General features: G+C 64.6%; 12 protein-coding genes. 6 read left to right on the top strand and 6 right to left on the bottom strand.

Annotated features, from left to right (window positions below; genetic code table 11):
* Positions 1-107: 107 nt before the first annotated feature.
* Entirely contained in the window at positions 108-680 is a 573-nt protein-coding gene (gene abmR, locus CHB96_RS15250) for an ATP-binding transcription factor AbmR (RefSeq protein WP_089247637.1), read from the bottom strand.
* Between the two features lie 73 nt (positions 681-753).
* Between abmR and CHB96_RS15245 the strand changes: the two genes are divergently transcribed.
* The 3 genes from CHB96_RS15245 (at position 754) to CHB96_RS15235 (ending at position 5166) form a co-directional block, all read left to right on the top strand.
* Positions 754-2577: a penicillin-binding transpeptidase domain-containing protein gene (locus CHB96_RS15245; RefSeq protein WP_089247635.1), complete on the top strand. Its 1824-nt coding sequence runs from the start codon at positions 754-756 to the stop codon at positions 2575-2577.
* Between the two features lie 177 nt (positions 2578-2754).
* On the top strand, positions 2755-4404 hold the full coding sequence (locus CHB96_RS15240; RefSeq protein WP_089247633.1) for a penicillin-binding protein: 1650 nt from the start codon (positions 2755-2757) through the stop codon (positions 4402-4404).
* A gap of 24 nt (positions 4405-4428) precedes the next feature.
* The gene (locus CHB96_RS15235) at positions 4429-5166 is read left to right on the top strand and encodes a sulfite exporter TauE/SafE family protein (RefSeq protein WP_089247631.1); all 738 of its coding nucleotides are present in this window, start codon (positions 4429-4431) and stop codon (positions 5164-5166) included.
* Here the strand turns inward: CHB96_RS15235 and CHB96_RS15230 are convergent, their stop codons facing one another.
* From CHB96_RS15230 to CHB96_RS15210, 5 genes are all read right to left on the bottom strand, one after another.
* Positions 5167-6615 carry a peptide MFS transporter gene (locus CHB96_RS15230; protein ID WP_089247629.1) on the bottom strand — a complete coding sequence of 483 codons (1449 nt, stop codon included), beginning with the start codon at positions 6613-6615 and terminating at the stop codon, positions 5167-5169.
* A 46-nt stretch (positions 6616-6661) separates the two neighbouring features.
* Positions 6662-7039 (bottom strand): DUF3054 domain-containing protein, encoded by a 378-nt coding sequence (locus tag CHB96_RS15225; protein WP_089247851.1) that lies wholly within the window; start codon positions 7037-7039, stop codon positions 6662-6664.
* Between the two features lie 49 nt (positions 7040-7088).
* Positions 7089-7640 (bottom strand): YceI family protein, encoded by a 552-nt coding sequence (locus CHB96_RS15220; protein WP_089247627.1) that lies wholly within the window; start codon positions 7638-7640, stop codon positions 7089-7091.
* 348 nt (positions 7641-7988) lie between these two features.
* Entirely contained in the window at positions 7989-9143 is a 1155-nt protein-coding gene (locus CHB96_RS15215) for a lysylphosphatidylglycerol synthase transmembrane domain-containing protein (RefSeq protein ID WP_089247625.1), read from the bottom strand.
* Positions 9144-9167: 24 nt separating this feature from the next.
* Entirely contained in the window at positions 9168-10622 is a 1455-nt protein-coding gene (locus tag CHB96_RS15210; RefSeq protein ID WP_089247623.1) for an adenylate/guanylate cyclase domain-containing protein, read from the bottom strand.
* A gap of 73 nt (positions 10623-10695) precedes the next feature.
* Between CHB96_RS15210 and CHB96_RS15205 the strand changes: the two genes are divergently transcribed.
* From CHB96_RS15205 to CHB96_RS15195, 3 genes are read left to right on the top strand one after another with little or no spacing between them, the layout of a single operon-like run.
* Positions 10696-11922, top strand: a complete 1227-nt coding sequence (locus tag CHB96_RS15205; RefSeq protein ID WP_371829016.1) for an AI-2E family transporter — start codon at positions 10696-10698, stop codon at positions 11920-11922.
* A complete protein-coding gene (macS, locus tag CHB96_RS15200; RefSeq protein ID WP_089247621.1) occupies positions 11915-13036 on the top strand; it encodes a MacS family sensor histidine kinase in 1122 nt (373 codons plus the stop codon). The genes CHB96_RS15205 and macS overlap by 8 nt, the downstream gene beginning before the upstream one ends.
* Complete coding sequence (locus tag CHB96_RS15195) at positions 13033-13683, top strand: response regulator (protein ID WP_089247620.1); 651 nt, start codon at positions 13033-13035, stop codon at positions 13681-13683. Before macS ends, CHB96_RS15195 begins: the two co-directional genes overlap by 4 nt.
* Positions 13684-13706 lie beyond the last annotated feature (23 nt).

The following is a 13706-nucleotide window of genomic DNA, read 5'->3' as shown; positions in this document are numbered from 1 at the left end:
GCAACGGCCTCTCCAGTTCTGTCGGTGACAAGGCGAGAGTCAGGTTAGACCCGGTGCCGTAGGGAGCGCAAGGGGATTGCCTCACGTGCACGAAAATACATAGAGGGCTATGTATTTTCGGGCACATGCGGCGAAGCCGCCCCTGGTCCTTTCTTACGCAGATCATCCACCGTGCTCATCGCCTGACGCAGCTCGCCGAGCCACTCTTCGGTGTGCTCCCCGACGAGCTTGACCGCCCACGACAACGCATCCGCACGCGACCGCGCGACCCCGGCGTCGACGAGCGTGTCGAGCACCTTGCGCTCCGGCTGGCGCAGCCGAGTCATCACCGGCACAGCAAGATTGGTGAACAGCACTGCTTCGCCGTCGACCGCGACGCCCCACGCGACCTTGCGGCCGTAGCGCGCCTCGGCTTCGTCGGCGATCTGCATGCGGTCCTGACGCGTCGTCTCGCGGAATCGCGCGATGCGGCCCTCCGTCGACGCGGTCGATGCGTCGTCGGGTGTGGGGAGTTCTCCGATGACGACGATCTCTTCGCGATCCACCTCGACCGTCGCGTCCCCGGCGAACCAGCTCTCGGGCAGTCTCCCGCCGAACCAGTCGGATGCGTCGCCCGCATCGGGGGTGTCGGCCTGCTGCCAACCGCCTGGCCGTCCGAACTTTCTTCCATGGTGTCTCATGACGTCTCCTCTGAAGTCCGATTACACACTTACATGATTACACCGTTACACGGATATCCGCCACGTGTCAGGCATGATCAAGTGCGTGCGCACATCGAAGAAGACGGTTTCCGCCCTCGTCGCCGTCACGGCGCTGGTCCTCGCGGGGTGTGGTGACGACGGTCCGCCCGAGCCCCAGACCACCGCTCAGCAGTTCGTCGACGCGATCAACAGCGGCGCTGCCGATGCCGCCGCGCAGCTCACGACGGACCCCGCAGCCGCGTCGGCCGCACTCACAGGCCTGTACGACGGCTTGGCAGCAGGGGGCGTCGTGACCGCGACGCCGGACTTCACCGTCGAATCGGCGTCCGAGGACGGTGGTGCGGTCACGCTCGACGCGACTTGGAGGTTCTCGACGACGACCGATGGCACCGAGGAGCCCGACGGCGAGCCCAAGCAGTGGCAGTACGACACCCAGGCGACGGCGACGGAGACCGATCAGGGATGGAAGATCCAGTGGGATCCCTCCGTTCTCGCACCGGGACTGACTGCCGAGAACTCCATTCGCTACACACCGACCGACGCACTCGTCACCCCCAGGGTGTTCGACCGCACGGGCGCCGAACTCATGTCCCAGCAGGTCGTCACGCTCGTCAACATCGATGCGACGGCCGATGCCGCGGCCGTCGCGTCGTACATATCTCCGATCGTGCCCACGATCACGGCCGAGTCGATCACCGCTGATAGGGCTGCGGCACAGGGTAATTCGCTGACCGTGGTGTCGCTCCGTCAATCCGACATCGACCCGATCGCGGCCCCGCTCGCAGCGATCCCCGGCGTCACACTGGCTCCGCAGACCCGCTTGTTGACGACCGATCGCGCGTTGGCCTCTCCCGCATTGACGGGAGTGTCCGAGCTCTGGCAGCAGCAGCTCGACGACAACAAGGGCTGGTCGATCCAAGAACTACAGGCCGACGGGACCGTCGAACAACTGGCAGGCATCGACGCGACACCCGCACCCGACATCGCGACGACGCTCGATGCCGGACTGCAAGTGAAAGCCGAGAACGCACTCACCGCACTGCCGCAGCAGGCGGCGATCGTGGCTCTTCAGCCCTCGACGGGCAATGTTCTCGCTGTCGCACAGAATGCGGCCGCGGACCTGGAAGGGCCTATCGCGTTGACCGGGCTGTACCCGCCGGGATCGACGTTCAAGACGGTGACGACGTCGGCCGCACTCGAGGCAGGCACCGCGACACCCGACACGATCCTTCCGTGCCCCGGCACCGAGAACATCGAGGGGCGGCAGATCCCGAACGACGACAACTTCGATCTCGGTGACGTTCCGCTGCACACGGCGTTCGCGCGCTCGTGCAACACGACGATGGGACGCCTCGGCGTCGGACTTCCCGCAGACGGCCTGCAGCAGACTGCGTTGCAGTACGGTCTCGGCGTCGACTACGTGACGCCAGGACTGACGACCGTCACCGGGAACGTTCCGCTCGCGGACACACCCGCGGCACGCGTCGAATCGGCCATCGGCCAGGGTCAGGTGACCGCGTCGCCGTTCGGGATGGCGCTGGTGGCGTCGTCGATCGCGGGTGGGGCGCTGAAGGCGCCGACGCTCGTCACGGGTCAACCGGGTGTTGCGGATTCGACACCTCCGCCCGTCGACGGCGTGGTCGCCGATCAGATCAGGACCATGATGCGTGAGACCGTGACGGGAGGAACCGCAACCCAGCTGCAGGACATCCCGGGTCTTCTCGGCAAGACCGGAACCGCGGAGTTCGGGCCGAACAACGAAGGCGCACATGGCTGGTTCGTCGGTATCCAGGGGGATCTGGCGTTCGCGGTGTTCGTCGCCGGGGGCCAGAGTTCGGCTCCTGCACTCGAGGCTGCCGGACGGTTCCTGCGCTGAACCCACGTTTGCCGGTTGTTTGCACATTGTGACGGTTTTCAGGCTTGTAATGGGCGTCACGATTCGCCACGATGAGTGCAGACGGGAGTACACGGGGGAGGCGTGTAGCGAATTCGTGACCAGAGCGTGTGAATCCCGTGCTTGTTACGTATGTGACTGAAGTGAATAGAATGAAGCATGGGTTCAGGGAGGGCGGCGCGCGTGAGCGCGATACGGGGTCGTTACGTAGTAGCAGTGGGGGCAACGCTTGTTCTCACGTCCACGGCAGCGGTGTGGCTGCTCGATCAGCCGGAGAGCGAAGGCGAAGTAGCAGTCGGTGACTTCGTCGACGCGCTCAACGCCCGAGATGTGCAGGCAGCGGCGAACCTGACGTCGTATCCCAACGCCGCGGCCGCCAGCATCTCCCAGATGTTCGACGGCCTCGCCGCCGGTGGACCCCCGACCGGCGACTTCGAACTCTCGCAGTTCATCGGTCTCGACGACAGCTCCGGCTTCTTCACGATGGCCTCGGACTGGAACTTCGGCGACGGCAAGGACTGGGCGTACTCCACGCGAGGCACCGCCAAGAAACTGAGCGTCGGATGGCGCATCACGTGGGAACCGGACATCCTCGCGCCGGACATGCCGGGAGGCGGCAACGTCCGCTACGTCCGCACCGACGCACCTGCGCCACTGGTGTTCGACTCCGCGCAGAACGTCCTCATGAACGAGCGCACCATCAACGCGGTCTTGCTCGATCCGTCGCGCATGCCCGATCCTGTCGCGTCGACGTCCCGATTGGCCGACGTCATCGACGTCGTCGCACCGCTCATCACGGCGGACAGTCTGCAGCGCGACCTCGCGGCCACCCCCGGTAGCCCGATCCTTGCGGTCAATCTGCGCGACGACGATTTCGCAGTGCTCGAGGACGACCTGCGTGCCATCGAGGGTGTCGTCGTAGCGCCGACGCCCAAGCTGATCGCCGGGGATCGTCGGATCACGTCTCCGTTGCTCGACTCGCTGCGCAAGGCGTGGCAGGACAACCGCGACGCCAGCTCGGGCTGGGCCGTCGACGTCACCGGTCCCGACGGGGTCGTGACGCGTCAGGCCGGGTTCCAGGGCCCTGCCGGACCTGACCTACATGCGACGCTCGACCCGCGGATCCAGCTCGCGGCCGAGGAAGCCGTCGTCAGCGTCGGAACGGCGGCGTCGATCGTCGCAATCCAGCCGTCGACCGGCGCGATCGTCGCGACGGCCCAGAACAGCTACGCGAACGAGCAGGGACAGATCGCGTTCTCGGGCATGTATCCGCTGGGTTCGGCGTCGCGTCTCGTCGATGCCGTGACGTCGGGTGACGATTCCAACGCGACGCAACTCGGTCTCGGCGTCAACTATTCGATGCCGGGTCTCGACGCGTACACCGGGCAGGTGCCGTCGGGTAACAATTCGATCGACCGGATTCGCACGGTCGGCAACGAGACGTCGGACGTGTCGGTGACGCCGTTCGGCCTCGCGCAGATCGGCGCGGCCATCGCACGCGGTGCCGCGCCGCTGCCGTCGATCGTCGTCGGCCAGCCTGCCGTGTCGGATCACGAGACCGCGTCGATCGCGCCGGACGCGTTGGGCAAACTCCGTGACATGTTGCGCACGTCCGCACACGACGCCGGTCTCGACTCGTACGGCGGACTCACCGGGTTCGCAGGCAACAGCGGCGACGACCGTTGGTTCATCGCCAACCGCGGTGACCTGGCGTTTGCGGTCTACATCGAGAACGCGGACGGTACCGATCAGGCAGTGAAGATGAGCACGATGCTGCTGCGCGAAATGGACTCGGGCAAAGCGGAGTAATTAGCCGGAGTAGCTTTATCGTTCGTGACTCTGCTCGAATTCGGACTGCTCGTCGTCGCGGGCTTCTTCGCGGGACTCGTCGGATTCGTGACCGGACTCGCCTCGCTCGTGTCCTATCCCGCCCTGCTCGCCGTCGGCCTCCCGCCGGTCGCAGCGAACGTCACCAACACAGTGGCGCTCGTTGCCGTCGGCGTCGGCGCTACTGCGAATGCGTCGTCGGAACTTGCGAAGGACGGCAAGCAGCTGGCACGCTACGCCGCGTACTCGGCGCTCGGCGGGTTGGTGGGTGCAGTGATTCTGCTGTGGGCGCCGGAAGGGTCGTTCGAACGCGTCGTTCCGTTCCTCGTCGCGTTCGCCGCACTTGCGTTGTTGTTGCAGCCGAAGCTGCGAAAACTCTCGGGACACAGAGAATTCCCGACGCTGTATCCCGTCGCCCTGTTCGTCGTCGCGATCTACGGCGGCTATTTCGGGGCGGGTGCCGGGGTGATCTTCTTGGCGCTCGCGCTGCTGTGTACGTCCGATTCGATCTGGCGCGCAAGCATTCTGAAGAGCTTCTTCCTCGGTGTCGCGAACCTCGTCGCCGCGGTGATCTTCGCATTCTCCGGTGAAGTGAATTGGCTTGCCGCACTGGCGTTGGCGATCGGTGCATTCGCAGGCGGCTACTCGGGACCGCCGGTGGTGAAGATCATTCCACCGACGATCCTGCGCATAGCCGTCGCACTGTGCGGGTTGGGTCTTGCGGCGTGGCTGATGTGGAAGTAGTTACTGCACTCCGCTCATCATCTTCTTGATCCACGGCGTCAACGCGACGAGGACGACGCCGACAGCGATCGAAGCGCCGCCGACGGTGAGGAAGAACGGATTCGGATTGTCCTGGTCGTAGTAGCCGGCGAGCGTGCCCGCCATCGCGGAACCGAGTGCGACGGACAGGAAGAACAACGCCACCATCTGAGTGTGGAAGTTCTCCGGAGCCAGCTTCGTCGACAGCGACAACCCGACCGGGGACAGGAACAGTTCGGCGAACGTGAACAGCAACAGAATGCCGACGAGAGCCAGTAGTGGCATGTTATCGCCGGCGAGCGACGGCACGAACGCGAGGAACGCCAGTCCCATGATCGACACGCCTGCAGCGAATTTCAGCGGCGTCGACGGCTGCCGGTCGCCGAGTTTCGTCCACATCGCCGCGAACACGCCCGCGAAGATGATGATGAACACCGGGTTGATGGACTGCACCCACGACGGTGGGAAGTCCCAGCCGAACAAGTTGCGGTCGAGCTCGGTGTCCGCGATGAGCGGCACCGTCGTGAACTGCTGTTGGAACAGCGACCAGAACGCGGCGCTCGCGATGAACATCGGAATGAACGAGATGACGCGTCGACGCTCGATCTGGGTGATCTTCTTGCTGGACAGGATGATTGCGAAGTAACCGACGGCGGCGACGATGGTGACACCGACGACGACGTCGGACAAATTCGACGCCTTGATGGCGCCGAAGATCGACAGCAGAGCGACGACGACGATCGCGGTGACGCCGATGGCGCTCCACTTGATTCGATCTGTGGCCGGGAGTGGGTTGGGAGGCGTCGCGCCGATTCCGTGCAGGTGCTTGCGGCCGAGGGTGTACTGAATCAGGCCGAGCGCCATACCGATTGCGGCAAGACCGAATCCGGCGTGGAATCCGAGCTTGTCCCACGCGAGGCCGGTGAGGAGTGGTCCGATGAACGCGCCGATGTTGATGCCCATGTAGAACAGGGAGAAGCCGGCGTCGCGACGAGTGTCGTGCTCGTCGTACAGATCACCGACCAACGACGTCGCGTTGGCCTTGAGGCCGCCGCTGCCGAATGCGACGAGAATCAAACCGACTCCGACGCCGAGGAATCCGGGCAGAACAGCCAGCGCGATATGGCCGAACATGATCAGAACAGCGCTGTAGAACAGCGTGCGTTCGGATCCGAGGAGTCTGTCGGCTATCCACGCGCCGAGAATCGTCGACAGGTAAACGGTTCCGCCGTATGCGCCGACGATGGATGTCGCGGACGACTCCGGAATGCCGAGGCCGCCGTCGGACACCGAGTAGTACAAGTAATAGATGAGGATGCCTTGCATCCCGTAGAAAGAGAACCGCTCCCACATCTCGACGCCGAACAAGTTGGCCAGCGCGAACGGTTGTCCGAAGAACCCGGTGTCTTTCTTGTCGTGTACATCGGTCATATGTGAACTGTCCCATGTTCACCAGGCATTGGGGGCTTTCCGCAGCTCAGTTTTTCAGGACTGGTACCAATTTTGCGAGAGCCCGCCATCCCAGCAGGAACACCGCGAGAACAGTCGACGCCACGATGACGAAACTGAACGCGGTTCCTTGGCCGCTGATCACACGCAGAATCATGCCGAACAGGACCGTCGAGACCCACACGACGATGCCCGTCGGGAGGATCAGGAAAGCGTCGAACTTGTCGCGGTAGAGGGCGATCGTGAGTACCCAACCGATCACCGCCGCGATCACGAACGGCCAGGCGGTGTGGAACAGTCCCGCGAGTGCGTTCGCTTCGTCGTGGCTGCGTCGGCCGATCGCACAGAACACGAGAACGAGAACGAGGTCGACGACGGCGGCGATGATCGGGCTGCGCTTGCTCACCCGATACACCCTAGGGTGCCGCCGTCGTCCTACGTTTCTCCGCGTCGAATCAGGAAGCCAGGCCGGCTTCGATGTCGAGGCTCAGGGTGATCTTGTCGCCGACGACAGCGCCTCCACCCTCGAGCGGCATGTCGATGCTGATGCCGAAGTCCTTGCGGTTGATGACGGTGGTGGCTTCGAAGCCTGCGACCGGGCCGTTGCCCATGCCGGGGTTGATGCCGTTGAACTCGAGCTTCAGGTCGATCGACTTCGTGACGCCGTGCAGCGTGAAGTCACCGGTCACGACGAAGTCGCCACCGTCGGGTTTGACGGACGTCGAGGTGAACGTGGCGGTCGGGAACTTCTCGACCTCGAAGAAGTCGGCGGTCTTGAGGTGGCCGTCGCGCTGCTCGTTGTCGGTGGTGATGGAGGTGACGTCGATCTCCGCGTTGACGGACGGGGTGCCGTCGGCGGCGACGGTGACTGCGCCGCTGAAGTTCTGGAAACGGCCGCGGACCTTGCTCACCATCAGGTGGCGGACGGTGAACCCGACTGTCGAGTGGGTAGCGTCGATGTTCCAGGTGCCTGCGGACAGTTCGGGCAAAGCGATCGAGGCGGTCATGTCTGCTCCTAAAGGTTGAAGTTTCAAGTTCGTATACTACACAAGCGGACCGGGGTCCGCATCTATTCCCGGGAGAATTTTCGGAGGCGGCCGGGTGACCGAATGGCGCCCTCGCTTCGGACAGTGAGCGAATGTGACATTCGGTCACTCTGAGTGACCGAATGAGGCCCTCGCTCACCTGAGGGCGGTCGGGTGACCGAATGGCGCCCTCGCTCCGGACAGTGAGCGAATGTGACATCCGGTCACTCTGAGTGACCGAATGAGGCCCTCGCTCACCTGAGGGAGGCGGGTGGGTGACCGAATGGCGCCCTCGCTCACCGTGGGGCGGCCTAGCTGGGGGCCCGCGAATCAGGCCGACTCCGGATCCGCCCGGTTCGGCTTGGGATGAGTCTCGCGGGCGACGCGGGCGTCCTTCTGGAGTTGCTTGGTCTCGCGCTGTTCCATTTCGAGGTCGTACTCGAGGTCCTCGTGCTGGTGGTTGCGGAAGAGGATGAGGAAGACGATCCATCCGACGATCGCGACGAGGATGAAGCTGACGCCTCGGTAGACGAAGGCAGCCGCGACGGCTTGTGACGCGCTGATGCTGGCCGCGCTGGTGAGGAAGGCGATGAGGGTGGCGTCGACGACGACGAGTCCACCGGGCGCGAGAGGGACCGATCCGACGGCCTTGCCCGCGGCGAAAGCGATGAGCAGCCCGGACAACCTCGGATCCGCGCCGACGGCGTAACACGCGAAGCCGAGACAGGCGACGTCGGCGAGACGGTGAACCGCGGACCACGACAGCGTCAGAGCCCCGTCGCGTTTGCCGAGCTGAACGGAACCGACTTGCTCGATGACCTCGTCGATGCGGTCCTGCCCGGCGTCGCGCGGCTGGTTACGGAAGTCGTTGACCTTGTGCAGAACCCATCCTGCCGAGCTGCGGATGGACTGTGGGTGAGCCGAGACCCACCGGACGCCTGCGACGATCGCGACGACGCCCGCTATCGGCAGAACGAGCGTGAACGTGTTGACGGAACCGCCGACGAGCAACGCACCGCCGACGCCGAGTACAGCCAGTCCTGCCGCGGCGATCACACCGGAAATCGCGAGTTGCCACGACGCGACGACGGGACTCGCGCCCCAGCGTCGGGTCTCGCGGTAGGTGAATGCCGTCGAGAAGACCTGGCCCGCGGGCAGCGTCAAGGCCATCGCGGTACTGCCGTAGATGACGGACACCGACTTGGCCTGCCGGACGCGAACGCCGCCGGCCTGCAGGAGTTGCTTCTGTACCCGCCCGAACGCGCTGAGCGAGAGCGCCTGCATGAAGATGCACGCCGCGAGCCAGCCCCAATGGATTTCGGTGAGGGCCTTCCACGATTCGTGCAGACGAGGCCAGAGGTAGATCCCCTCGCCGATCAGCAATCCGACGAGGGCGAAGGCGGCCACCCATTTGAGCCACCGAAGCCGGTTCCGGCGTCGCGGACTCGCGGCCGCGGCCTCTGGTGTCGGTTCGGGCACCCTCACAGCGTAACCACTCCGACGTAGTGATCAGGGATGCTCGACGGGCCACGCAAGGTGAGTAGGTCGACCACGGCCACGTAGTTGAACTTGATCTCCGAGCTCCCAATGTTCTTGTTCCTCGTCGCTGGCGAAATACAGCGCCGACGTCGATGCCAGCACGCGGCCCGGGCGTAGCTTGGCCAATTCGGTCAAACGAGACGCTTCGTTGACCGGGTCGCCGATGACCGTGTACTCGAATCGTTCCTTCGCTCCGATGTTTCCGGCGACCGCGAGGCCCGCCGAGACGCCGATGCCGATGTCGAGTCCGACGATGTCGTTGAGGGCGAACCGCAGGTCACGGGCCGCAGCCAGGGCGGCGGTCGGTGCGTCGGGGCGATCCAGCGGCGCACCGAAGATGGCGAGTGCCGCGTCACCCATGAATTTGTTGACGAATCCGTGGTGATCGTCGATGACGTCGACCACGACGCGAAAGAACTCGTTGAGAAGTACGACGACCTCACCCGGCGGACGCTCGGATGCGGTTGCCGTCGAACCGACCATGTCGACGAACAGCACCGCGACGAAGCGCGTCTCGCCGCCCAATTCGGTACCGAATTGCAATGCGCGTCGGGCCACGTCCTCGCCGACGTGCTGGCCGAACAGCTCCCGCAGTACGCGTCGTTCGGCGGATTCCTCCATCATTCGGTTGAAGCCGACCTGCAGCCGGCCGATCTCGCTGCCGTCGAACACGTCGACCTCGACGTCGTTGTCGCCGCGCTGAACACGCTCGATGGCGCGCCGGAGCTGGCGGATCGGATCGGAAATCTGGCTGGCTGTCAGCATCGACAGAATGAACGCCTGTCCGATGGCGAGCACGCTGAGCAGGATGATGGCGATCGCGAGTGCATCGGTCGAGAACACGAGGTCGGTGGTCAGCTGGGTCGCGCACAGCAGGATGATGCCGATGACGGGCATCAACGTGCCGAGACCCCACGTCATCGCCATGCGGGTCCCGACGCCCGGAGCCATGGTCCGGTCGAAACGTCCCTCACTGAGTGCCATCGCCGCAACAGGCCGCAGGATGCGTTCACCGAGCATGTACGTGAATCCGAACGTCACCGTCGCGGCCATGATCACGGTGACGATGACGGCCACCGACAACGACGGCATCTCGGACACCGTCAGCAGGACGAAGAGGACACCGCCGATGACCCAGAGAATCAGGTGGACGATGGCCTGACGCAACGGTGCATGCAGCGTCGTCATCTGTTCCGCGCGCGTCGGCGGCCCGCCGCGCAGTTGCCATCGGACGACCGTGCGCAACATACGTGCTGCGTAATAGAGGCTGATGGCACCGGCGAACGCCAGGTAGGCGCCGAACACGTAGACGTTGCGCACACGGTCGGCGACGATCGACTGCGTCTCCGAGATCGGCAAGCCGTATCGGACGAAAGCGAATACGAGCACCGCGCCGAACAGATTCGACAGCAGCATCGACAACATATAGAGAGGCCAGCGACTCTTCAGGGTGAGCGAGACCGCTCTGAAAGATGCCAGCACAGGTTAAATTTACCGGGTGACCGATGACGAGCCGCGGGCAGAAGCGTCGAACGCAATCAGAGCCGGTTCCAGTGCGGCCGATTCGGTGCATCCGCTCGTCCGCGTCGGGGCCGAATGGACCTGGCGGCTACTGGTCCTTTTCGCCGGATTGGTCACGCTCGTCTACGTCGTCGGGCGGCTGGACACAGTGCTCATTCCGGTGGCGTTGGCGCTGCTGGCGTCGGCGATGCTCGTGCCGATCGTCGACTGGATGCAACGACGAGGTGTGCCGCGCGCAGCCGCCGTCGTCATCGTCATCATCGCGAGTATCGGCGTCGTCGCAGGGGTGATGACGTTCATCATCGAGCAGTTCGTCGAGGGGCTGCCTGCGCTGGGCGATCAGTTCACCACGTCGATCAACGACGTCCAGCGGTGGTTGGCCGAGGGGCCGTTGCACATCAGTCAGGATCAGATTCGGCAAGCGAGCGACAACGTCGTCAAGGTCATCCAGGACAACCAGTCGGCCGTCACGAGCGGTGCGTTGACGACGGCGACGGTGATCGGTGAAATTCTCACCGGCGCGTTGCTGACGCTGTTCACGCTCATCTTCTTCCTGTACGGCGGCGATCAGATCTGGGAGTTCGTCACGCGTCTGGCGCCGACGGCATCGCGTCGTCGAATTCGCTTGGCAGGCAGCCAGGGATTCGGATCACTCGTCGGGTACGTGCGCGCGACGGTCGCGGTCGCGGCGGCCGACGCCATCGGAATCGGCGCGGGTCTTGCGATTCTCGGAGTGCCGCTGGCGCTTCCGCTGGCGTCGCTCGTCTTCATCGGTGCATTCGTCCCGATCGTCGGTGCGTTCCTGACCGGGTTCGTCGCCGTGTTCATCGCCCTCGTCACCAAGGGCCTGCTGACTGCGTTGATCACGCTCGGCATCGTCGTCGCCGTGATGCAGCTCGAAGGTCATGTGCTGCAACCGCTTCTGCTCGGACGCGCGGTGCGGATCCACCCGCTCGCGGTGGTCCTCGCCATCACCGTCGGCATCTTGCTGGCGGGCATCGTCGGAGGTCTGTTGGCGGTACCGATCGTCGCGGTCCTCAACACCGCGATCCGGTCGCTGCTCGCCGACGACCCGGACGAGGTGTACGAGGAACTGGAGGAGAACGACCCGTCGACGCCGAGATTCCCGGCGTTACCGGACTCGCCCCACGCGCAGAACAGGGAACTCGATCCAGGATCGCTGAAGAAGCCCGACGATGACTGATGCCGTCGGGCCGCTCTGGCGGGCGTCGCAGGCGTTCCGTCTGATCACCCTCGTCTACGCGGTCAGCTATCAGGTCGCGTCGGTGCCGTACTACTCGAACGGGCGCCTGAGCTGGTTCTTCGTCGCATCGATGGCGGTGTGGACGGGCATCTCGGCGATGCTGTTGTCGCGACCGACCGTCGCACGGTGGAAGGTGGTTCTCGCGGACCAGGTGGTCGTCATCGCGTTGATGGCGTCGACGCGGCTCGTCACCGATCATGACTGGTACAGCACACACCAGACGTTGCCGACGACGCTGTGGGCGACCAACGCCGTCATCTCCGCCGCAATTCTGTTCGGGCCCAAGGGCGGAATAGCGTCGGGCATCCTGCTGTCGGTGGTCAGTGCCGTCGTACGTGATCAAGTCGATCTCGATCTGTGGACCGATGCGACTGCTCCCGTGCTGGTGTCGGTCGGCTTGGCACTCGGATTGGCAAGCAACACAGCTACTCGCGCCCATGCCGAACTCGAGCGGGCAGCCCGCCTCGCTGCGATCACCGAGGAACGCGAACGCCTCGCCCGGCAGGTGCACGACGGCGTACTTCAGGTCCTCGCGCTCGTCCGCCGCCGTGGTCGCGAAATAGGCGGAGCTGCAGGAGAACTCGCCGAGTTGGCCGGTGAACAGGAAGTCGCACTGCGCATGTTGATCTCGGAGCAGGGTGTACCGACCCCGTCGGGCGAGGACGTCGATCTGCGTAGCCTGATCGGAAAACAGGTGTCGGCGACGGTATCGTTGTCGGCGCCGGGTGAGCCCGTTCTCGTGAATCATGATGTCGCCGACGAGCTTTCCGCAGCGGTATCCACGGCGCTGTCCAACGTCTCGCTGCATGCAGGAGAGGGCGCGCGTGCGTACGTGTTGCTCGAGGATCTCGGCGACGTGGTCGTCGTCTCGGTCCGCGACGACGGATGCGGAATACCGGTGGGCAGACTCGCCGAAGCGGAGGCCGAGGGCCGGATGGGAGTGTCCAAGTCCATCGTCGGACGCATCCGAACACTCGGTGGCACAGTGGAACTCGACACGGGAGAGGGATCGGGAACCGAATGGGAGATTCGCGTACCGAAGGGGACGGCATGACGGACGAGCAGATCACGGTGATGGTCGTCGACGATCATCCGATGTGGCGGGACGGAGTCGCCCGCGATCTCGAAGCCGCGGGTTTCGCGGTCGTCGCCACGGCAGACGGCGTCGGCGCCGCGGGGCGACGGGCCACGGCGACGCGCCCCGACGTCGTACTCATGGACATGCATCTGCCCGACGGCAACGGTGCAGACGCGACAGCGCAGGTGCTGGCGGGATCACCCGGCAGCAGCATCCTGGTGCTGTCCGCGTCGGCCGAGCGTGACGACGTGCTCGACGCCATCAAAGCCGGTGCCACCGGATATCTCGTCAAGAGCGCGTCGGCCGACGAGCTGTTCGACGCCGTCCGTGCCACAGCCGCAGGTCAGGCGGTGTTCACTCCTGGTCTTGCGGGGTTGGTTCTCGGCGAATATCGACGGATGTCCACGTCCCCGGTGACAGAAGCAGAGCCGCATCCGACGCTCACCGAACGGGAGACCGAGGTGCTTCGGCTCGTCGCAAAAGGCCTCAGCGCCAAACAGATTGCCACCAAGCTGACGTTGAGTCACCGGACCGTCGAGAATCACGTGCAGGCGACGTTGCGTAAGCTGCATCTGGCCAACCGCGTCGAGCTGACGCGCTACGTGATCGAGAAGGGTTTGTGACGCACGGAGGTGGGGCACCCTCG

The organism is Rhodococcoides kyotonense, assembly GCF_900188125.1.
Classification (GTDB): Bacteria; Actinomycetota; Actinomycetes; order Mycobacteriales; family Mycobacteriaceae; genus Rhodococcoides; species Rhodococcoides kyotonense.
This window is presented reverse-complemented; position numbering and strand designations above follow the sequence as displayed.

What these genes read in the sequence shown, in the direction of transcription:
- CHB96_RS15220 (WP_089247627.1), bottom strand. Translation starts at nt 7,640, where the DNA reads ATGACCGCCTCGATCGCTTTGCCCGAACTGTCCGCAGGCACCTGGAAC.
- CHB96_RS15245 (WP_089247635.1), top strand. Translation starts at nt 754, where the DNA reads ATGATCAAGTGCGTGCGCACATCGAAGAAGACGGTTTCCGCCCTCGTC.
- abmR (WP_089247637.1), bottom strand. Translation starts at nt 680, where the DNA reads ATGAGACACCATGGAAGAAAGTTCGGACGGCCAGGCGGTTGGCAGCAG.
- CHB96_RS15230 (WP_089247629.1), bottom strand. Translation starts at nt 6,615, where the DNA reads ATGACCGATGTACACGACAAGAAAGACACCGGGTTCTTCGGACAACCG.
- CHB96_RS15195 (WP_089247620.1), top strand. Translation starts at nt 13,033, where the DNA reads ATGACGGACGAGCAGATCACGGTGATGGTCGTCGACGATCATCCGATG.
- macS (WP_089247621.1), top strand. Translation starts at nt 11,915, where the DNA reads ATGACTGATGCCGTCGGGCCGCTCTGGCGGGCGTCGCAGGCGTTCCGT.
- CHB96_RS15240 (WP_089247633.1), top strand. Translation starts at nt 2,755, where the DNA reads ATGGGTTCAGGGAGGGCGGCGCGCGTGAGCGCGATACGGGGTCGTTAC.
- CHB96_RS15210 (WP_089247623.1), bottom strand. Translation starts at nt 10,622, where the DNA reads ATGTTGTCGATGCTGCTGTCGAATCTGTTCGGCGCGGTGCTCGTATTC.